At 66.0% G+C, this 19,150-nt stretch carries 20 protein-coding genes; 7 read left to right on the forward strand and 13 right to left on the reverse strand.

Annotation, left to right across the window (positions count from 1 at the left end):
* The first annotated feature begins 101 nt into the window (after positions 1-101).
* On the forward strand, positions 102-1,079 hold the full coding sequence (locus LJ725_RS03830; protein ID WP_230549284.1) for a Bug family tripartite tricarboxylate transporter substrate binding protein: 978 nt from the start codon (positions 102-104) through the stop codon (positions 1,077-1,079).
* A gap of 102 nt (positions 1,080-1,181) precedes the next feature.
* On the opposite strand, the gene LJ725_RS03835 is transcribed toward LJ725_RS03830, so the two are convergent.
* From LJ725_RS03835 to LJ725_RS03885, 11 genes are all read right to left on the reverse strand, one after another.
* On the reverse strand, positions 1,182-1,505 hold the full coding sequence (locus tag LJ725_RS03835) for a hypothetical protein (RefSeq protein WP_230549285.1): 324 nt from the start codon (positions 1,503-1,505) through the stop codon (positions 1,182-1,184).
* Between the two features lie 54 nt (positions 1,506-1,559).
* A complete protein-coding gene (locus tag LJ725_RS03840) occupies positions 1,560-2,039 on the reverse strand; it encodes a hypothetical protein (RefSeq protein ID WP_230549286.1) in 480 nt (159 codons plus the stop codon).
* A 37-nt stretch (positions 2,040-2,076) separates the two neighbouring features.
* The gene (locus tag LJ725_RS03845; protein ID WP_230549287.1) at positions 2,077-2,343 is read right to left on the reverse strand and encodes a carboxymuconolactone decarboxylase family protein; all 267 of its coding nucleotides are present in this window, start codon (positions 2,341-2,343) and stop codon (positions 2,077-2,079) included.
* Positions 2,344-2,388: 45 nt separating this feature from the next.
* Entirely contained in the window at positions 2,389-2,631 is a 243-nt protein-coding gene (locus tag LJ725_RS03850; protein ID WP_230549288.1) for a carboxymuconolactone decarboxylase family protein, read from the reverse strand.
* Between the two features lie 114 nt (positions 2,632-2,745).
* Positions 2,746-3,174 (reverse strand): hypothetical protein, encoded by a 429-nt coding sequence (locus LJ725_RS03855; RefSeq protein WP_230549289.1) that lies wholly within the window; start codon positions 3,172-3,174, stop codon positions 2,746-2,748.
* An 80-nt stretch (positions 3,175-3,254) separates the two neighbouring features.
* Complete coding sequence (gene serA, locus LJ725_RS03860) at positions 3,255-4,838, reverse strand: phosphoglycerate dehydrogenase (protein ID WP_230549290.1); 1,584 nt, start codon at positions 4,836-4,838, stop codon at positions 3,255-3,257.
* Between the two features lie 100 nt (positions 4,839-4,938).
* Positions 4,939-6,102, reverse strand: coding sequence for a phosphoserine transaminase (locus tag LJ725_RS03865; protein WP_230549291.1), 1,164 nt, complete (start codon positions 6,100-6,102; stop codon positions 4,939-4,941).
* 105 nt (positions 6,103-6,207) lie between these two features.
* Positions 6,208-7,860 carry a hypothetical protein gene (locus LJ725_RS03870; protein WP_230549292.1) on the reverse strand — a complete coding sequence of 551 codons (1,653 nt, stop codon included), beginning with the start codon at positions 7,858-7,860 and terminating at the stop codon, positions 6,208-6,210.
* Entirely contained in the window at positions 7,860-8,129 is a 270-nt protein-coding gene (locus tag LJ725_RS03875; RefSeq protein WP_230549293.1) for a cupin domain-containing protein, read from the reverse strand. Before LJ725_RS03875 ends, LJ725_RS03870 begins: the two co-directional genes overlap by 1 nt.
* 10 nt (positions 8,130-8,139) lie before the next feature.
* Positions 8,140-8,883: a class I SAM-dependent methyltransferase gene (locus LJ725_RS03880; protein ID WP_230549294.1), complete on the reverse strand. Its 744-nt coding sequence runs from the start codon at positions 8,881-8,883 to the stop codon at positions 8,140-8,142.
* Positions 8,880-9,827, reverse strand: coding sequence for a glycosyltransferase family 2 protein (locus LJ725_RS03885; protein ID WP_230549295.1), 948 nt, complete (start codon positions 9,825-9,827; stop codon positions 8,880-8,882). The genes LJ725_RS03880 and LJ725_RS03885 overlap by 4 nt, the downstream gene beginning before the upstream one ends.
* 101 nt (positions 9,828-9,928) lie before the next feature.
* On the opposite strand from LJ725_RS03885, the gene LJ725_RS03890 reads away from it, so the two are divergent.
* The 3 genes from LJ725_RS03890 to LJ725_RS03900 all read left to right on the forward strand — a co-directional run bounded on the left by LJ725_RS03890 (position 9,929) and on the right by LJ725_RS03900 (position 12,765).
* A complete protein-coding gene (locus LJ725_RS03890; RefSeq protein ID WP_230549296.1) occupies positions 9,929-11,092 on the forward strand; it encodes an ATP phosphoribosyltransferase regulatory subunit in 1,164 nt (387 codons plus the stop codon).
* A gap of 117 nt (positions 11,093-11,209) precedes the next feature.
* Positions 11,210-12,502: an adenylosuccinate synthase gene (locus LJ725_RS03895; RefSeq protein ID WP_230549297.1), complete on the forward strand. Its 1,293-nt coding sequence runs from the start codon at positions 11,210-11,212 to the stop codon at positions 12,500-12,502.
* Positions 12,503-12,504: 2 nt separating this feature from the next.
* Positions 12,505-12,765, forward strand: coding sequence for a hypothetical protein (locus LJ725_RS03900; protein WP_230549298.1), 261 nt, complete (start codon positions 12,505-12,507; stop codon positions 12,763-12,765).
* 134 nt (positions 12,766-12,899) lie between these two features.
* Here LJ725_RS03900 and LJ725_RS03905 read toward each other — a convergent pair whose 3' ends face one another.
* Positions 12,900-14,510 carry an ABC transporter substrate-binding protein gene (locus tag LJ725_RS03905; RefSeq protein ID WP_230549299.1) on the reverse strand — a complete coding sequence of 537 codons (1,611 nt, stop codon included), beginning with the start codon at positions 14,508-14,510 and terminating at the stop codon, positions 12,900-12,902.
* 41 nt (positions 14,511-14,551) lie between these two features.
* Positions 14,552-15,412 carry a phosphotransferase gene (locus LJ725_RS03910; protein ID WP_230549300.1) on the reverse strand — a complete coding sequence of 287 codons (861 nt, stop codon included), beginning with the start codon at positions 15,410-15,412 and terminating at the stop codon, positions 14,552-14,554.
* 100 nt (positions 15,413-15,512) lie between these two features.
* On the opposite strand from LJ725_RS03910, the gene LJ725_RS03915 reads away from it, so the two are divergent.
* Genes LJ725_RS03915 through LJ725_RS03925 form a run of 3 tightly spaced genes read left to right on the forward strand, consistent with a single transcriptional unit; the run spans position 15,513 to position 19,094 of the window.
* A complete protein-coding gene (locus LJ725_RS03915; RefSeq protein ID WP_230549301.1) occupies positions 15,513-17,186 on the forward strand; it encodes a thiamine pyrophosphate-binding protein in 1,674 nt (557 codons plus the stop codon).
* 11 nt (positions 17,187-17,197) lie between these two features.
* A complete protein-coding gene (locus LJ725_RS03920) occupies positions 17,198-18,088 on the forward strand; it encodes an alpha/beta fold hydrolase (protein WP_230549302.1) in 891 nt (296 codons plus the stop codon).
* A 19-nt stretch (positions 18,089-18,107) separates the two neighbouring features.
* A complete protein-coding gene (locus LJ725_RS03925) occupies positions 18,108-19,094 on the forward strand; it encodes an NADPH:quinone oxidoreductase family protein (protein WP_230549303.1) in 987 nt (328 codons plus the stop codon).
* The last annotated feature ends 56 nt before the right edge of the window (positions 19,095-19,150 follow it).

The raw sequence follows: 19,150 nt of genomic DNA on the forward strand, positions 1-19,150 counted from the left end.
CTGAACAACTCGCAGCACACTTGCTGCAAAGCCGGATTGGCTTCAAGGTCCGGGAAGTTCGCGCGACGCGGAGGAACTGCGCGCGCCTCAGGAGGAAGAAGATGTCCAAGGTAACCCGACGTCACGCCCTGGCTCTCGGCGGCTCGTCCCTGTTGCTGCCGTCGGCCGTGCGCGCCCAGGCCAACTGGCCGGCCGGCCCGGTCACCTTCGTCGTCGGCTATGCCGCCGGCGGCAGCACCGACATCAACGCCCGCGAGCTGGCGCACGTCATGACGCCGGTCATCGGGCAGCAGATCATCATCGACAACAAGGGCGGCGCCGCAGGGTCGATCGGCCTGCGTGCCGTCGCCAACGCCAAGCCGGACGGCCAGACGCTGTTCGTCGCCGTCGGCACGAACGTGATCATCAACCCGCATGTCCAGAAGGGCATGATCGACACGCTCGCGGCCCTTGCGCCCATTTGCCAGATCACCGACTACCAGTACGTGCTGGTGGTCGGGAATACGGTTCCGGTGAAGAACGCGGCGGAACTCGTGGCCCTCGCGAAGAAGGACCCGGAAAAGCTCACCTATTCGTCGTCGGGCGTGGGCGGCAACAATCACCTCGCGGGAGCGCTGTTCGCGGATGCTGCCGGCATCAAGATCACCCACGTGCCGTACAAGGGCACAGGGCCGGCCGTCGCCGATGTGATCAGCGGCCAGATCACCATGAACTTCTCGTCGCTGCCACCGGCGGTCTCCCAGGTCAAGGGCGGCAACCTCAAGGCGCTGGCGGTGACCGGCAACAAGCGCGTGAGCTCGCTGCCCGACGTGCCGACCCTGAAGGAACAGGGGATCGACGTGGTGGTCACCAGTTGGCAGGGCCTGTTCGCCCCGGCCAAGACCCCGCCCGACATCCTCGACAAGATCGAGAAGGCGGCCAAGGAAGGGATGAAGAACCCGAAATACGAAGAGGCCCTCGCCCGCGACGGGCTGGAAATGCCGCCGGAACGGACGCGCGCGCAGTTCGCCAAGTTCGTGGGCGAGGAACATGCCTTCTGGGGGACGACCCTGAAGAAGCTCAACATCCAGATGGAGTAGCGCTGGGCGCGCACAGCCCCGGTCGCGCGTCATTCCTCAGCCAGCGAAGACGCGCCACCGGGGTGGCGCCCCCAGCCCATCATCCTGCCGTCGAGGAGGCCCCTACCCGGGCTTTTTCGATTGCGCCTGCCTTTCGCGCCTCTCCTCACCCAGCTTCCTCAGGCGCTCGATCTCTTCCGGCTTCACGCGCCCGTAGCGTGGCCGCCAGTCGTCGTCGGACGGCCAGACGACCTCGGAGCGCTTGATCGTGCGCGGCGCCCGTGCGCTCCCGAGTAGATCGAGCGCCTGGCCGGCGATCACGCGCTGGAGGTCCCGGCGCCCCGGCGGACCGCACGGATTACCGAGCGGAAAGTCCGTGAACAGGAAACGCGGCACGCCGCAATATTCGACGATGTCGCGGGCGGAGCCGACGATCACCGTCGGCATGCCGTTGGCTTCGAGATGACGGGCGACCAAACTCACGGTTTGGTGGCAGACGGGTCAAAGGGGACTGAGCAGGGCCGCGTCGGCGCCGTCGGCGCGCAGTCTCTCGAGCACCTGCGGCGCGTCGATCTCCATCGTCTTGCGCTGGCTGTATTCGGTCGGTACGCCATGAAACCGCTCGGCCAGCCCACCGACCATACCTTCCGCCATCCGCTCCTGCAGGGCCTCGACCGGCAGGAAACTGGCCCGGTCGTCTGTGTGGGTCGATTCCTTGTCCCAAGCGAGGTTGTCTGTGAAGAGTTTGGCAGGCGCGGCAGAGATCGCTTCCGACCAGACCCGACGCTGGCCAGAGGCATCGCGATTCCCAAGGTCAGGTGGGCTTGCCGTCGTCACAAGCCCAATCCGCGCCTGCGACAGCGGCTTGTCGAGGCGTGCGAACGTTACGTCGTCGAAGTGGGCCCAGACATAGTCCGATGGATAGCCGAGCGCCCGGTAGTAATCCCTCGTGCGCTCCATGTAGCGGACAGTCTCGGTCATCGTCTCCCCCCTTGGCAGCCTTCTTCTTGCGGCCAGTCTAACCGCGCTTCGGCACGATGCAGAAGCCCTGCGCCTCTATGCCGAGCGCTGGATTGAACTTGGAGCGGAAATTCTCCATCGCGATGGCCGCCGTCAGCTCGACGATCTGGGCCTCGGTGTAGTGCCGCTTGAGTTGCTCGACGAGCGCGTCGTCGACTTTCCGGTCCGTATAGGTGATCCGTTCGGCGTACTCGAGCGCCAGCCGCTCGGCTTCGCTGAAAAGCGCGCTGTCGCGCCACGTCGTGACGTCCGCCAGCTTCTCCATCCCGCCTTCCGTCGTTTCCAGCACACGGCTGGAATTGATATCAATTCAAAACGGGCAGCCGTTGATCGTCGCGACGCGGACATAGAGCAGCGCCGGCAGGCCCTTGGGCAGCAGACCGGACTGCTCGATTGACTGGCCGAGCATGCCGGCGGCGCGCAGGATCGGCGGGCAGTGCGCCATCACCTTGGTCGGATTGAGCAGGCCGCCGAACATCTCGCGCTGCTTTTCGAAGGTGGCCTTCAGGATGGGATCGCCACCGTCTTCCTCGATCTCGCTGACCCGCGCCATGGAGCACCTCTCCGTTTCAGGGAAACGGACGTTAGCGCCGCGGTTGGCCGTCCCACGATGGACATCTTCTCATGTCCGGATGAAATCGCCGATGGCCAGGGCGGGAGCCCGGGACTAGAGACGATGGAGATCCGGCCGGACCAACAGCCAGAAGACCATCGACGAGGCGAGCGCACAGGCCAGGACGAACGGCAGAAGAAAGGCCAGATTGGCCAGCAGCGCCAGCCAGGCCGAATCGGCCTTCTCGCCATCCGCGCCCACCAGAGCAGCGAACAGCGCAATGAAGACGAAGCCCAGCACGAAACCGGCGGCTGCATAGGCGCGCCAGCCATCCCAGTGCTTGCGGCGCATGACCAGGAACGACGGCAGGCCGACCACCAGCGCAAACGGATAGGAGATGTAGCCGGCGAAGGCGGCGTAGCCCAAGGTCTGCGAATCGCCGCCGGTAACCAGGACGACCGCGGCAAGGATCAGCGCCGGCATCATCGGGGCGACGAGAAATCCCCCCACGGTGCGATAGGCCCGGTTGCGCGCAGACGACATGACGTCTCCAAAGAAAAGGCCGGACCCGCTCATCGCCGGTCCGGCCACATCTTGATCCCGGATAGTCCCGAAATCGAGTGCTAGAAGCCCAGCGCCTTGGCCTGCACCACACCTTCGATACCGCTGATCTTGGCCATCAACTCGCTCGAGATTGGCTGGTCGACCTGGACAAGAGCGATGGCCGATCCGCCCGGCTTGTCGCGGCCGAGATGGAAGGTCGCGATGTTGACCTTGCCTTCGCCCAGCAGCGTGCCGAGGCGGCCGATGAAGCCCGGCTTGTCGTCGTTGGTGATGTAGAGCATGTGCGGCGCGAACTCGGCGTCGATCTCGATGCCCTTGATCTCGACGATGCGCGGATGCTTGCCGCCGAAAAGCGTGCCCGTGACCGAGCGCGTGTACTTCTCGGTCGTGACCGAGAGGCGGATCATCGAATTGTAATCGGTCTCACGCTCATGCTTGACCTCCGCCACCTCGATGCCGCGCTCGCGGGCGATCACCGGGGCGTTGACCATGTTGACCGACGTGAGCTGCGGCCGCAGCACGCCCATCAGCGCCACCTGGGTCAGCGGCTTGACGTTGAGCTTCGCCACCTGGCCTTCGAACTCGATCGAGACGGCCTTGATGTCCGTGTCGGTCAGCTGGCCCGCGAAGGAGCCCAGCTTCTCGGCGAGGTCGAGGAACGGCGCCAGCTTCGGCGCGTCCTCAGCCGAGACGTTCGGCATGTTGAGCGAGTTGGTGACGGCGCCCGTCAGCAGGTAGTCGGCCATCTGCTCGGCGACCTGAAGGGCCACGTTCTCCTGCGCCTCGACCGTCGAGGCGCCGAGGTGCGGCGTGCAGACCAGGTTCGGCGCACCGAACAGCACGTTCTCCTTGGCCGGCTCCTCCACGAACACGTCGAAGCCCGCGCCCGCGATATGGCCCGAGACCAGCAAGTCGCGGACGGCCAGCTCGTCGACCAGGCCGCCACGGGCGCAGTTGACGATGCGCACGCCCTTCTTGGTCTTCATCAGGTTGGCCCGCGAGAGAATGTTCTTGGTCTGCTCAGTGAGCGGCGTGTGCACCGTGATGAAGTCGGCGCGCGCCAGCACCTGCTCCAGCGTTGCCTTCTCTACGCCGAGCTCGGCCGCTCGCTGGTCGCTCAGAAACGGGTCGTAGGCCACCACGCGCATCTTGAGGCCGATGGCGCGCTCGGCGACGATCGAGCCGATGTTGCCGCATCCGATCAGGCCCAGCGTCTTGAAGCTGAGCTCGGTGCCCATGAACTTGTTCTTTTCCCACTTGCCGGCCTGCGTGCTGGCATTGGCCTCCGGCACCTGACGGGCGACGGCGAACATCAGCGCGATGGCGTGTTCCGCCGTGGTGATGGCGTTGCCGAACGGCGTGTTCATGACGACGACGCCGTGTGAGGTTGCGGCCTTGATGTCGACATTGTCGACGCCGATGCCGGCGCGGCCGACGACCTTCAGCTTCTTGGCTACGGCAAGGACCTCGGCCGTCACCTTGGTGGCCGAGCGGATCGCCAGCCCGTCGTAGCTGCCGATGATCTCACGCAGCTCGGCGGGCTTGAGGCCCGGCTTGAAATCGACGTCGCAGCCGCGTTCCGAGAAGATCTCGACGGCGCGCGGGGACAGTTCATCGGAAATGAGAACCTTGGGCTTTGCCATGGGATGACTCCAATTGTTGTGCTGGGGTCGCGCCACTCAAGCGGCGCGTCATGCGATAGGGCAGCAGGAAGATCGCGCCACGGGAGCGGCGCGCTCCCAGCTACGAAAAATCGCGCTCGATCTCGGCGTAGGCCCAGTCGAGCCAGGGCAGCAGCGCCTCGAGATCGGCCTTCTCGACCGTGGCACCGCACCAGATGCGCAGGCCTGGCGGGGCGTCGCGGTAGGAGCCGACGTCGTAGCCTGCCTTCTCGGATTCGAGCAGGTCGCCCATCTTCTTGGCGGCCGCGGCCTGCTTGTCGGCCGGCAGCGCGGTGAACCACGGCGCCTTGATGACGAGGCACACCGACGTGTTAGAGCGGATCGCCTTGTCGGCGGCCAGGAAAGCGGCCCAAGCGCGGGACTCGACGAACTTTTCCAGCACGCCGAGATTGCCCTCGGAACGCGCCATCAGGCCCTTCAGCCCGCCGACACTCTCGCCCCACTTGAGACCGTCGATCGCGTCCTCGATGCAGAGCAGCGACGGCGTATTGATCGTGTCGCCCTTGAAGATGGCCTCGGAGAACTTGCCGCCCGAGGTCAGGCGGAAGATCTTCGGCATCGGCCAGGCCGGCGTGTAGCTCTCGAGCCGCTCGATGGCACGCGGCGACAGCACGAGCATGCCGTGCGCGCCCTCGCCGCCCATGACCTTCTGCCAGGACCAGGTGACGACATCGAGCTTGGCCCACGGCAGGTCCATCGCGAACACGGCGGAGGTCGCATCGCAGATCGCGAGGCCTTGGCGATCGCCGGCGATCCAGTCGCCATTCGGCACCTTCACGCCGGAGGTCGTGCCGTTCCATGTGAAGACGACGTCATGCGTCCAGTCGACCGCCTTGAGATCGGCGATCTGTCCGTAGGGCGCCTTGAGCGTGCGGGTATCCTTGAGCTTGAGCTGCTTCACCACATCGGTGACCCAGCCCTCGCCGAAGCTCTCCCAGGTCAGCATGTCGACCGGGCGGGCGCCTAGCAACGACCACAGCGCCATTTCGACGGCGCCGGTGTCCGACGCAGGAACGATGGCGATGCGATAGTCGGCCGGAATTCCGAGGATCGCACGCGTGCGATCAACCGCTTCGACGATCTTCTTCTTGCCGAGCTTCGACCTGTGGGACCGCCCGACGGCGGCATCTTTGAGAACTTCCGGTGTCCAACCCGGACGCTTGGCGCAGGGGCCCGAAGAAAAATCGGGACGCGCAGGACGTAGTGACGGCTTCGTCATTGTCATTCTCCCTTACAGAAGAAATGCACTCCGGTGGGGGAGCGTGGCCCGCGCGTCGTATACGGGCGTACCGCTGCGCCGTCAATGTGGAGAGATTGTCGCGCTGCGGGTTCAGCGCCGCTGCAACTCGAAGTAGGTACCGGCGATCGGATCGTGGAACGCCTCGGTCGCCCTAAAATCATCGTGCAGCATCCGGTAGATCGCATCGGTGCGGCCCGATGCGGCAACCGTCCCGAGATACGCCGCCAGTACATCGGGCGGCCAGGACCACATGTCCGAAACCACGACGCGATAGCCACGATCCAACGCCAGATCGATGTCGCGCTTGATCGCCGCGGCATGTTCGGCCGCCGTCCAGTCGGGATGCCGGATGGCGCCGGCGTTCACGGCGATCCATTTGAACTTCGGATCGGCGGCGGGTGCCGGCGGGATGGCGACTCGGTTGTCCCAGTCCCAGGTGCGGCTCCAAAGCGCGTACTTCCAGGTCGTGACGGGCTCGTAACCGAAATAAAGGAACACGGTGGAGTCCGGCGGAAAGCGCTTCTCGAGCGCCGCGGTCGCGGCGAGCCAGCGCGTGTCGTCACCACGCCATTTGGCGAGGGCCGAAACGTTCCACGCGAACGGCGCGAACGACAGGACCGCCAGTACGATCGTCAGCCCGCGCCGTGTCGGCAGCAGGCTGGCGAGCAGGAGCGCCCACGCCACGACGAGCCAAGGCATGACGTTGATCTGCATCTGCGGGTCCTGCGGCTGCGAGTAGAAGTTCAGCACCTGCCCCGCCCCCAGCGTTCCGAGGAAGACAATGGCGACCACCCGCAGCCGCGGCTCGCCCCGGCGCGGCCAGAGGAGCAAGACGGCGGCGATGAAGATAGCGACCTCGAGAAGAACCGAGATCGCGAGCGGTCCCATCGCTGCTTTCGCCGACCCGGGATCGACATAGCCCCCGACCAGCAGGAAATAGTTGCCAACGCCGGACAGCATCATCCAGGCCTTGTCCCAGGTGATGCCTGCCCAGCCGGTGGCCACGCCCTTGCCCGTCCACAGGATGTCGTGCAGCCCGATCGCTCCGTTGTGGCCTTCCCACAGGAGCTGGACGATCCCCGATACCGCCAGGATCGAGACCAACAGCGCGACCAAATGGCCTGCGCGCTCCTTGGGACGCCCAGGTGCGATCAGCAGGGCCAGGACGAAAGCCGGCAAGGTCGGGAACAGCAGGCGCCATTCGATCAGCCAGCCGAGGGTGAAGACCGCACCGACGATTGCGACACGCCGCCAGTTCGGACGGTCGAACCAAAGTCCTGCCAGTGCCATCGAGGCGAGGACGAGCACGTAGCCCGGCATGATGTCTTCGCTGATGACCGACAGCAGGAGCACGAAGCCGCATCCGAGATGGAACACCGAGGTGAACGCGGCGACCCGCGCGCTGCCGGTCAGGCGATGGACGAACGCATAGACGACGACCGTGCCGATGCTGGCCCAGAAAGCGTTGAGATAGGCGAACTGCTTCCACGCCACGCCCCGCAGGATGCCGAGCGCGTCGAGCAGCCGCGCGCTCACGCCGTAGAGCGGGAAGAAGAGATAGTTCGACGGGTCGAGGCGCGCGGTCGATGGCGAGGCAATCCAGGGCTCGGCCTGGATGCTCTTGTACATGCCGTTGGCGCTGATGATGTGGACGTTCTGCAGCCACCCGATCAGGCCGCACAGCACCAGCAGGGACAGCGCGAAGGCAAGCAGAAGCTGCCAGGCAGGCGCCGTCCGTGTCACTAGTGCTTGCGGCCGATCAGGGTCACGGCGCCTTCGGGACCGAACGTCTCGGTGTGCGGGCAGCCGCGCGCCATCGTGAAGATCTCGCCGGGACGGAAGGTCTGGGTCCTGCCTTCCCATGCCAGCGTGATCGCACCGTCGATCACCATCGCCTTCACATCATAGGGATGGCTGTGCTCGCCGTTGTGCTTGGGGCCCTGCGTATTGCCGGTGAGGATCTCGTCGTAGCCGTCACGCTTCAGCTCCGCCTCGAAAGTCTGGCGATCCATCCACCCCTCCTCAGGCCGCTTTGCGGGCCGCAACGGCATATTGCGCGCCCATTGGCAGCCATGTCAGCAGGCGATCGACGCCCCGCAGGAAGGCAAGACCCGGGGGCATGAACATGAGGTAGTCGGTTTCAAGCTCATAGCGCGCCACGTCGAGCAACCCGTGCCTCACCTCGTTGGCGTCGAGCAGGATGGCATTGCGGTCGATCGGCGTGCGGGCAATGACGTGGCGGACCAGCGGGTTGCGCGGATTGTGCTCGAAGACGTAGAGCCGCCCGCCCGGTTTCAGGACACGCCCCAGCTCGGCATAGACCGCCGGCCGGTCCCCTATTGGCACGTGATGCAGCACGGCGCTGATCATGGCGATGTCGAACTGCCCATCGGCGAAGGGCGTGCTGGCCCCCTGCTGCGGTGCCAGCGCCGGCGGTTCCCCGAGTTCGCGCGGCCAACGCTTCTCGACCTGCCGCAGCATGCCCGTCGAGATGTCGCAGCCGGTGAAGGACCCTTTTGCGCCATGCCCGATCAGCACCCGCATCAAGCTGCCGACGCCGCAGCCATAGTCGAGGATCGACAAGCCGCCCGTCCGCAGGCCGGGCTCGCGACGCAGCAGCCAACGGGCCTTGACCGCGATGAACTGGTCGGGCGAGCTGCCGAGCATCCGCTTGATCGGATTGTCGAGGCCGCCCTGATACTCGGCGGCGTAGTCGTCGAACTCGGCCGGTTCGCCCGACCAGGATTGCGGATCCGCGGCGGTCACTTCGGGCCTCCGACGATGTCGCGGATCATGAACAGCGGGCGACCCTTGCTCTGGTCGTACAGGCGGCCAAGATAGGCGCCGATGACGCCCAGCATGAGGAACTGCATGCCACCCAGCAGACCGACGGCGGCCATCAGCGAGGTCCAGCCCGGCATCGTGTGGCCGTTCAGCCAACCCACGATGGAGTAGAGAAAGAAGCAAAAGCCCAATCCCGCCATGATCCAGCCGATCGTCATCGAGAGCATCAGAGGCACCACCGAGAAGGAGGTGATGGCATCGGCGGCGAAGCGAATCATCTTGGCCAGCGGGTACTTGCTCTCGCCGGCCACGCGGGCGTGCCGGTCGTAGACCAGCGGAACCTGCCGGCCGCCGATCCACGCCACCATGCCGCGAATGAAGCGGTGGCGCTCCGGCATGGCGAGCAGAAGGTCGAGGACCCGCCGTGTGACCAGGCGGAAATCGCCGGCATCAGGCGGGATCTGCACGTCGGTGAGGCGGCCGATCAGGCGATAGAAGGCCGCCGCCGTCGCGCGCTTGAACAGGCTCTCGCCGTCGCGCTGCCGGCGCTGGCCGTAGACCACGTCCGCGCCCTCATCCATCATCCTCATCATGTCGACCAGGAGTTCGGGCGGATCCTGGAGATCGGCGTCGATGATCAGGATGCGCTCGCCCCGGCACACGGACAGGCCGGCCGTCAGCGCGAGCTGGTGGCCGTGGTTGCGCATCAGCCGAACGGCCACGATGCGCGAGTCGCGCGCGGCCGCCTCGGCCAGCACATCCCATGTGCGATCGCGTGAGCCGTCATCGACCAGCACCAACTCACTGGTGACGCCGATGCCGTCGAGGACGCTGCAGGCCCGGCGCAGGAACTCGGGCAAGGCGTCCTGCTCGTTGAAGCAGGGCACCACGACGGAAACGGCGGGGCGTGGGGCGGCGGAATTCATGCACGGGAGCAATAGCCCATGCCGACCGGGAAAACGAGCCACCCGGCAGGGGACGCGTCCCGCCTCCCCTTTGGCAGCGCAATGGGCTATCAAGCGCCACCATGAGCTCAAACGATAACGACCATCGCGGCCTGCTGCCGGCAGGCCTGGCCGACCTGCTGCCTCCCGACGCGGCGCGGGAGGCGCGCGCCATCGACCTGGCCATCGAGCGTTTCGCCGCGTTCGGCTACGAGCGGGTGAAGCCGCCGCTGGTCGAGTTCGAGGAGTCCCTCCTCGGCGGCCCCGGCGCCGCCCTGTCGCAGCAGACTTTCCGCCTCATGGATCCCGTTTCCCAGCGCATGATGGGCGTGAGGCCGGACATGACGGTCCAGGTGGCCCGCATCGCGGTGACCCGCCTGAAGCACGAACCCCGCCCCCTGCGCCTATCCTACGGCGGCAATGTGATCCGCGTTCGCGGCAGCGCGCTCAAGCCCGAGCGCCAGTTCGCTCAGGTCGGGACCGAACTGATCGGGGTCGACAGTGCCGAGGCCGACGCCGAAGCGGTCCTGCTGGCGGTCGATACGCTGCGCGCGATCGGCGTGTCGGACCTCTCGGTCGACCTTAATCTGCCGACTCTGGTCGCCGCGGTGGCCGGGGGCGTGAACCAGCCGGAGGAGGCCATGAGCCGGCTGCGCCGGGCGCTCGATCGGAAGGACGAAGGGGGTATCGCCAAGGCTGGCGCCGACAGGAAGGCGGCCGATCTCTTCGCGGGCCTCCTGCGTGCCGCCGGGCCCGCCGACAAGGGACTCGCCCAGCTCGCGAAGCTCGAGTTGCCGGAGGCCGCCGCCGCCGAGGCCGCACGCCTCGCCGAGGTCGTCAAGTTGGTGGCGGCGGCCGAGGAGGGCCTGCCGCTTACGATCGATCCGGTCGAATACCGTGGCCTCGAATATCAGACCGGCGTCTCATTTTCCGTCTTCGCGCTCAAGGGACGGGAAGAACTCGCACGCGGCGGCCGCTATTCGGCCGGCTATCCGGAGGATGGCGTCAGCGAATCGGCGACCGGCTTCACCGTCTACATGGACGCCGTTCTGGCCGCTTCCGCAGCCCCGCCCGAGCGGCCGCGCCTGTATGTCGGCCTCGGAACGCCGTGGGCAGATTGCGCGCCGTGGCAGTCGAAAGGCTACGCCGTCGTGCGCGCTGTCGTCGCAGCCCCGGACCCGCGTGCCGAAGCAAAACGCCTGCGCTGCAGCCATGCGCTGATCGACGGCGACGCCGTTCCTCTCTGAGGATGCATTTCGCCTCGCTCGGAGCGAGGGGAAGTGCTATCCGACATCACGCCTCTCCGGAACCGGCCCCGGGGAGGCGTTTTCGTGTGTGAAGGGAACCGGCCGAAGGAAAATGAAATGGCCAACGTGGCAGTGATCGGCGCCCAGTGGGGCGACGAAGGCAAAGGCAAGATCGTCGATTGGCTGAGCGAGCGCGCCGAGGTCGTGGTGCGCTTCCAGGGCGGTCACAATGCCGGCCATACACTGGTCATCGGCAACCAGACCTACAAGCTGGCGCTGCTGCCGTCGGGCGTGGTCCGCGAAGGCAAGCTGTCGATCATCGGCAACGGCGTCGTGATCGATCCGTGGCACTTCCTCGAGGAGGTGCGCAAGGTCAACGAGCAGGGCCTGTCGGTGACACCGGCGAGCCTCAAGATCGCCAACCACGCCGTCCTCATCCTGCCGTTGCACCGCGACCTGGACGGCTGGCGCGAGGATGCGCCGGGCGTCATCCGCGTCGGCACGACACGCCGCGGCATCGGCCCGGCCTATGAGGACAAAGTTGGGCGTCGCGCCATCCGCGTCGGCGATCTCGGCGAACCCGACATGCTGCCGCTCAAGGTCAACACGCTGCTTGCACATCACAATGCGCTGCGCAAAGGGCTGGGCCAGCCGGAGATCGATGCCGCCAAACTGACCGCCGAGCTGCTCGAACTGGCGCCGAAGATCCTGCCGTTCGCGGAAGATGTATGGGAGCGGCTGGACGGGCTGCGCGCCGCCGGCAAGCGCATCCTGTTCGAGGGCGCGCAGGCCACGATGCTCGACATCGACCATGGCACTTATCCCTACGTCACTTCGTCGAACACCGTGGCGGCGCAGGCGATGATCGGCAGCGGCATGGGCAACGGCTCGGTCGGCTATGTCCTGGGCATCGCCAAGGCCTACACGACGCGCGTGGGGGACGGTCCCTTTCCCACCGAACTGACCGACGAGATCGGCCAGGGACTGGGCGACCGCGGCAAGGAGTTCGGCACCAACACCGGGCGCCGCCGCCGCTGCGGCTGGTTCGATGCGGTGATGGTGCGCCAGGCGGTGAAGCTGAACGGCATCGACGGCATCGCGCTCACCAAGCTCGACGTGCTCGACGGCGAGAAGGTCATCAAGGTCTGCGTCGGCTACGAGCTCGACGGCAAGCGCATCGAGCGCTTTCCCTTCACGATGGGCGCGCAGGCCAAGCTGAAGCCGATCTGGGAAGAATTCGAGGGCTGGAGCGAAAGCACCCAGGGCGCCCGCTCCTTCGCCGAACTGCCGGCGACCTGCATCAAGTATGTACGCCGAGTCGAGGAGCTGGTCGGCTGCCCGGTGGCGCTGCTCAGCACCAGCCCGCAGCGCGAGGACACGATCCTGATGACCGATCCGTTCCGCGACTGACCGTGGAACAGATCAACGAACTCCTGACGCGGGCCAATCTCGGCACCTGGGACACCTGGAGCATGCAGTATCGCGTGCTCGCGGTGGTCATCGGGCTGCTGCTGGCCTATTGGGCGCTCCAGGTGCTCCTGCCGGTGGTGTTGCGCGTGCTGCGCCCGTTCATCTTCCTCGCGATCATCCTCGCCGCAGTCTGGGCTCTCTTCCCGACCGAGGTCTGCTCCATCGAGATGCTGTCGAAGATCCCGAGGATCTGCGCGCGCTGAGTTGTCTTATCCGTCGCCCTGAGCGGAGCCCAGCGTAGCCGAAGGGCCTCTTTTCCTTTCGACAAATCGTGCGCCGGAAAAGAGGTTCTTCGACTGCGCGCCTACGGCGCTCCGCTCAGAACGACGGTAGTGTCCTACTTCAAGCTGACGTTCGTCAGATCCACGAACCAGGACTGCGCCGGGACGAAGCCCTGGACGTTCTTGCTGAAGGCGCGCGGGTTGAGGTCGTGCACGATGTAGAGCCACGGCGGATTGTCGACCAGCCGCTCGTGCGCCTTCTTGAAGTTCTCGAGGATGATCGTCTCGTCCGTCGCTTCCGCGAGCGTCGTCAGCGCGGCCTCGAACTTGTCGTCCTTCCACTGCTGGAAATTCGAGCCGGTCGGCGAGGAGTTCGCCGCCGCGAAGTAGCGGAACATCATGCCGACGTCGCTCGACGGCGAGCTCACGTTCAGCGCCATGGCGCCATTCAGCGCCGGCGCGTCGGGCAAGGCGCGGCCGGCGTTCAGCAGTACCTGCCATTCGACGGCATCGACCTGGATCTCGACGCCGCAGGCTTGCTTGAGGTTCTCCTGCAGCGCCTCGTTCATCGGCAAGGGAAGCATCTGGCCCGACCCCGACGTCGAGATCATGACCTTGAAGGAGAGCGGCTTCTGCGGCGTGAACCCGGCTTCGGCCAGCAGCTTCTTTCCCTTGGTCGGATCGAACGTGTAACGATTCTCGGGATTTCCGAACGCGGCGTCGGTGGGCTTCAGCCATCCGACGGAGGGCTCGGCCGTGCCATTCAGCATTGAGACGATGGCCTTGCGGTCGATGCAGTAGTTGAGCGCCTGACGCACGCGAACGTCGGCCAGCGGGCTGTTCTTGGCGGCCATGTTGTAGAACCACGGCCAGACATGCGGGTAGGAATTTGTCGAGATCACGTATCCCGCCTGCTTCAGCGAGGGGATACCGTCCGGCGGCGGAACCTCAATCCAGTCGACGCGGCCGGAACGCAACGCGGCAAGGCGTGTATTGGCCTCCGGGATCGGCATCAGCAGAACCGAATCCACCTTCGCCTTGTGGCTCGGATCCCAATACTCGTCGTTGCGGCCGAGCGTGACCGACTGGCGCGGCACGACTTTGGTGATCTTGAACGGGCCCGTACCGGCGCCGCCCGCAGCGCCGACCTTGCCCCAGTCCTTGCCGAGCTTCTCCCATTGCGTCGGCGACGAAGTGAGGATGTACGGCACCATCCACGGGAAATAGGACGCGACCTGCGTGGTTGTCAGCGCGACGGTGTAGTCGTCGATCTTCTTCCACGAGGCGAGGATCGGCACGCGCGAACGCATGATGCCGGTCGCCGCGGCCTCGAACTGCGGGCTGTCCTTGTTGAAGATTCGCTCCAGGTTCCAGATCACGGCGTCGGCGTTGAAATCAGTGCCGTCGTGGAATTTCACGCCTTTCCGGAGGGTGAAGATCCAGGTCTTTTTGTCGTCCGCTGCCTGCTTCCAGCTCTCGGCAAGGCCGGGCCGCAAGGTGGCGAGCTGGTCGGATTTCGAAAGGTCGAAGAGGATCAGGCCCTCGAAGATCGGAAAGCCGAGGAAGCGCATGCCCTCGAAGCCGTTGTTCGGCATGCCCGTGGTGGTGGGGATATCCGACGCCGTCATGGCGATGCGGAGGGTCTTCTCCTGCGCCTGCGCCGCCGACAGCGGCAGCAAGGATGCGGCGGCCAGTGCCACGGCTAGGCGGAATCGGCGAAGGCTCATGCAAGTGCTCCTGAGGTCTGCTCCCCAGGAACAACATGCAATCAGCGGGCCATCAGTTCCTCGAAGCGATTGAGGTAGTCCCGGGCGTGCGCCTTGTAGTCGGCACCGGGGAGCCGCAAGTGAGTGTCGGAGACCATCGCCCACATCGCCTCGCGCAAGGCGCTGGCGGCCTTCATGGCCTGGAAGGAGCGCCGCAGCTCGGCCGATACCCTGCCCTCGAAATAGGCATCCAAAAGCATCGTGTCCTCGGCCTCTCCGAAGGCGCCGTTGGCCGACAGATTCGCAAGGTCGAACATCGCGGTGCCGAAGCCGCCATACTCCCAGTCGATCAGCCAGAGGCGCCTTCCGTCGTCCATCACGTTGCCCGGCAGAAGGTCGTGATGGCCGAAGATGATCGGCATCGGCACCTGCGCCGCCTCGAGCACCCGACCGGCTTCGAGGAAGCGCGGCACGTCGGCGGCGAAAGGACCGTCCGCAGCGGTGATCGTGCGTCCGTAGTCACGGATCACATGGAACACCGAGAAGAAGTTCGGCGGCCCCGCGAGGTGCTGGCCGACTTCGCGATGGCACTTGCGAAGCAAGGACGCGAGATGATGGATGTTGGCCCGCAGATCCGCCTCGGCGAAGGTGCGGCCATCGATGAAGCGCATCACGAGAAGGCCCGGCTCGCCATAGATCACTTCGGGCGATAGGCCGGCGGCGTGCGCGGCCACCGAGGCGGCCCGTTCGCGATCGCGGAAGACGTGATGGACGGGAATATCGTCGCCGCAACGCACCACGAATTTTTCACCGGCGTCGTCGACCACGTAGGAAAGATTGGTGAGCCCGCCTGTCAGCGGCACCATCGTCACCGGGCCGCGCCAGCAGGACAGCGCCGCAATCCTTCGTTCGAGTTCAGTCACGGCTTTTTCGCACCGCGCGTGGTCTTCCAACCGTCATGCACTGGATCATTTCACGCGGCACGACGGCGCGCTACCCTCGCCCGCCCAACGGAGGAAACAAATGCCAGACGCACCCGTCCCCAATACGATTACCGGCCGCGATGCCTTTCTGCGCGTGCTGAAGGACGAAGGCGTCACCAAGATGTTCGGCAATCCCGGCACGACCGAACTGCCGATCATGCATGCGCTCTCCTCGGCGCCGGAAATGGGCTACGTGCTGGCGCTTCAGGAGGCCGTGGTGATCGCCATGGCGGACGGTTACGCCCGTGCCTCCGGCAAGCTCGTGTCCTGCAACGTCCATGTGGCGCCCGGCCTCGGCAACGCCATCGGCTCGATCTACACCTCGATGATGTCGGGAACGCCGATGATCGTGACGGCCGGCCAGCAGGAACAGGGCCACGGGTTGACCGAGCCCCTCCTCTACGCGCCGCTGGTGCCGATTGCGCAACCGGTCGTGAAATGGGCAACCGAGGTCAGCCGCATCGAGGATCTGCCGCGCATCCTGCGCCGCGCCGCCAAGGTCGCGCTGACGGCGCCGACCGGTCCGGTCTTCATCTCGCTGCCCGGGGACATCCTGAACAACGAGGCCGCCATCGACATGGGCGACGTGACCCGCGTCGACACGGCGGTGCGCCCCAGCGATGCCGCCCTCGAGCAGCTCGCCAGGCGCCTGCTGTCGGCCAAGAAGCCCGTCATCCTGGCCGGCCACGAGATCGCGACCTCCGACGCCTTCGCCGAGGCCGCCGAACTGGCCGAGACGCTGGGCGCGCCGGTGCTGCAACAGACCGTGGCCTGGGGCGCGCATTTCCCCTCGGAGCATCCCGCTTATTTGGGCGCGCTGAACCGCGACCAGAAGTATGTGCGCCGCGTCCTCTCCGACTACGACCTGATGCTCTGTGTCGGCGCCGACGTGCTCAAGATGTCGGTGTGGAGCGAGACCGAGCCACTGCCCGAGACCACCAAGGTCGCGATGATCGGCCTGCGCGACTGGGAGATGGGCAAGAACTTCCCGGCCGAGATCGCGCTGCGCGCCGACGTTAAGGAGACACTTAAAGCGCTGATCCCGCTCCTCAGGAAGCTCGGCGGCGGCAGGCTCGCCGAGCAGGCCAAGGCCTCTCTGGCGGAGATTTCTGCGCGCAACTGGAGCACCCAGCGCGCCCAGAAGGCGGCCAAGGTCGCGACGCCCACGACCAGCCCGCTGCCGGCCGAATGGGTGATGATGCGCCTCAGCGACAAGCTGCCGAAGGACGCCATCGTCGTCGAGGAAGGGCTCACTAGCACCGCGACGCTGCCGAGCTACTTCGCCTTTCGCGACCGGAACAGCTTCTTCGGCAATGTCAGCGGCGGCATCGGCTGGGGAATCGCCGCCGCCGTCGGCGTGCAGATCGCCGAGCCGAAGCGCCGCGTCGTGGCGGTGATCGGCGACGGCAGCGCCATGTACTCGATCTCGGCGCTGTGGAGCGCGGCCAACCAGAAGCTTCCGGTGATCTTCCTGATCACCAACAACGAGGGCTACCAGATCCTCAAGAACCGCCTGAAGCTGTTCCACGGCAACGACACGCCGATCGGCATGGACTTCAACGATCCGCCGATGAACATCGCCAAGATCGCCGAAGGCTTCGGCCTGCCCTCCGAGCGGGTCGACACCGCGGAGGGCTTCGACGCCGCCCTCGACCGGGCGCTGGCCCGCACGGACGGGCCGACGCTGATCGAGGCAATGGTGAAGAAGGGCTGACGGAGCGGCGCATGGTGTCGAGCGTCAGGCATTCCTTCGTCGAAACCCGCGGCTTCCCGACCCACGTGGCCGAGGTTGGCATTGGGTTGCCGCTGCTTCTTCTGCATGGATGGCCGGAATTCTGGGCGACCTGGGAGCCGGTGTTCGAGCGCCTGGCTGATCGCTTCCGCCTGATCGCGCCCGACTTCCGCGGCTTCGGCGAAAGCGGCAACCCGACGTCCGGCCCCTCCGACCGGGCCGGTCCCGACGTGCTGGCCGACGACATCGTGACGCTGCTCGACCGGCTGGGAATCGCCAAGGCCGGCTTCGTCGGTCACGACGTCGGCGCCTACGTGATGCAGCGTCTGGCGATCCGGCATCCCGACCGCGTGGCGGGGCTGTTCTTCTTCAACTGCGGCACCCACGGTGTCGGCGCGCGCTGGCGGGCGCCCGAGCAGATCAACGAAATCTGGTACCAGACCTTCCACCAGATGCCGTTCGCCCCCGGCATCGTCGGCGCCTCACGCGATTCGTGCCGGGCCTACTTCCGGCATTTCCTGACCCACTGGTGCCATCGCAAGGACGCGTTCGACGGCGTGCTGGAACGCTGGGTCGACAACTTCATGCGCCCCGGCAACCTCCAGGGCGGCTTCAACTGGTACATCTCGCAGAATGCCGGCCGGCTCGCCGTCATGGCGGGGACCGCACCCAAGCCGCCGATGATAACGCAGCCGACGCGCGTCCTGTGGGGCCGTCACGATCCCGTCTTGAAGTCGTCGTGGATCGATGTCGTTGGGGAGTATTTCCAGGACGTCGAGGCCGGCATCGCAGAGGATGCGGGCCACTTCGTTCACTACGAGCAGCCCGATCTCGCATCACGGGAGATCGCGAAGTTCTTCGAGCGGATCGGCTACCGCGCGTAAGGAGCGAAGGTTAATCCGAATGAAGGCCATACAGACCGCTGATCTCAGCTCCATCGACAACTATGCTCCGGTGGACCTGCCCATGCCCCAGCCAGGCGAGGGTGAGGTTCGCATCAAGGTCGCGGCCTGCGGGGTCGGGTTCGTCGATGCCCTGGTTGCGCTCGGCCGCTATCAGGTCAAGCCACCCCTGCCTCACGTGCCCGGTGCGGAGATCGGGGGCCTGGTCGATGCGCTGGGACCAGGGGTTACCGGATACGCGATCGGAGAGCGTGTGCTCGCGCAGGTGCGCGGCGGCTTTGCGGAGTACGCAATTGCTCCCGAACGGGCCATCAGCCGCGTGCCGGACAGCATGAGCATGAACCAGGCTGCCGGCTTTCGGGTCAACTACGGCACGGCCCTGCATGGGCTTCGCGATCGCGCTGCCCTCAAGGCGGGGGAAACCCTGGTGGTGATCGGCGCTGCCGGTGGAGTCGGATTGGCGGCGGTCCAGGTCGGTCGGTTGCTCGGCGCGAACGTGATCGGTGTCGCCTCGACCGAACAGAAGCGCGCCGTCGTTGCAGGCGCGGGTGCGGGTGCCACCCTCGACCGGGACGTCGACGGATGGCGCGATCGGCTCAAAGCGTTGGCCCCGAAGGGCATCGACGTCGTTTTCGATCCGGTTAGCGGCCCTCTGCTGCAGCCGGCGTTCCGGTCGCTCGGATGGGGTGGACGCTACCTCGTCATAGGCTTCGCTGGCGGCGCCATCCCGGCCTTGCCGGTGAACCTGCCGCTCCTCAAGGGAGCAGCCCTGATCGGCGTGGACTATCGCCAGTTCGGCGCGGTGTTCGAGGCCGGAGCCGCCGCCCGCGAACTCGATGAATTGCTCGCCTGGGTCTCGAAGGGCGACCTCGACGTGCCGGTTGGAAGAACCTTCTCCTTTGGCAAATACCGCGAATCACTCGAATACGCGCTGTCCGGTGACGGAGCCGGCAAGACCATTCTCGTCGTTGATCCGGGCCTCGTCTGAAGCGGCCGTGAAGGCTGCGGACTTCCGCGGCACCCTCGCCGGGCAACCATGTGCAG

Origin of the sequence: Reyranella aquatilis (assembly GCF_020880995.1) — a bacterium.
GTDB lineage: Bacteria > Pseudomonadota > Alphaproteobacteria > Reyranellales > Reyranellaceae > Reyranella > Reyranella aquatilis.

Excerpts from the sequence above, each read along its gene's own strand:
- LJ725_RS03905 (WP_230549299.1), bottom strand. The coding sequence starts at position 14,510 with ATGAGCCTTCGCCGATTCCGCCTAGCCGTGGCACTGGCCGCCGCATCC.
- LJ725_RS03915 (WP_230549301.1), top strand. The coding sequence starts at position 15,513 with ATGCCAGACGCACCCGTCCCCAATACGATTACCGGCCGCGATGCCTTT.
- LJ725_RS03840 (WP_230549286.1), bottom strand. The coding sequence starts at position 2,039 with ATGACCGAGACTGTCCGCTACATGGAGCGCACGAGGGATTACTACCGG.
- LJ725_RS03885 (WP_230549295.1), bottom strand. The coding sequence starts at position 9,827 with ATGAATTCCGCCGCCCCACGCCCCGCCGTTTCCGTCGTGGTGCCCTGC.
- LJ725_RS03890 (WP_230549296.1), top strand. The coding sequence starts at position 9,929 with ATGAGCTCAAACGATAACGACCATCGCGGCCTGCTGCCGGCAGGCCTG.
- LJ725_RS03850 (WP_230549288.1), bottom strand. The coding sequence starts at position 2,631 with ATGGCGCGGGTCAGCGAGATCGAGGAAGACGGTGGCGATCCCATCCTG.
- LJ725_RS03865 (WP_230549291.1), bottom strand. The coding sequence starts at position 6,102 with ATGACAATGACGAAGCCGTCACTACGTCCTGCGCGTCCCGATTTTTCT.
- LJ725_RS03835 (WP_230549285.1), bottom strand. The coding sequence starts at position 1,505 with ATGCCGACGGTGATCGTCGGCTCCGCCCGCGACATCGTCGAATATTGC.
- LJ725_RS03845 (WP_230549287.1), bottom strand. The coding sequence starts at position 2,343 with ATGGAGAAGCTGGCGGACGTCACGACGTGGCGCGACAGCGCGCTTTTC.
- LJ725_RS03920 (WP_230549302.1), top strand. The coding sequence starts at position 17,198 with ATGGTGTCGAGCGTCAGGCATTCCTTCGTCGAAACCCGCGGCTTCCCG.
- LJ725_RS03830 (WP_230549284.1), top strand. The coding sequence starts at position 102 with ATGTCCAAGGTAACCCGACGTCACGCCCTGGCTCTCGGCGGCTCGTCC.
- LJ725_RS03855 (WP_230549289.1), bottom strand. The coding sequence starts at position 3,174 with ATGTCGTCTGCGCGCAACCGGGCCTATCGCACCGTGGGGGGATTTCTC.
- serA (WP_230549290.1), bottom strand. The coding sequence starts at position 4,838 with ATGGCAAAGCCCAAGGTTCTCATTTCCGATGAACTGTCCCCGCGCGCC.
- LJ725_RS03925 (WP_230549303.1), top strand. The coding sequence starts at position 18,108 with ATGAAGGCCATACAGACCGCTGATCTCAGCTCCATCGACAACTATGCT.
- LJ725_RS03895 (WP_230549297.1), top strand. The coding sequence starts at position 11,210 with ATGGCCAACGTGGCAGTGATCGGCGCCCAGTGGGGCGACGAAGGCAAA.
- LJ725_RS03875 (WP_230549293.1), bottom strand. The coding sequence starts at position 8,129 with ATGGATCGCCAGACTTTCGAGGCGGAGCTGAAGCGTGACGGCTACGAC.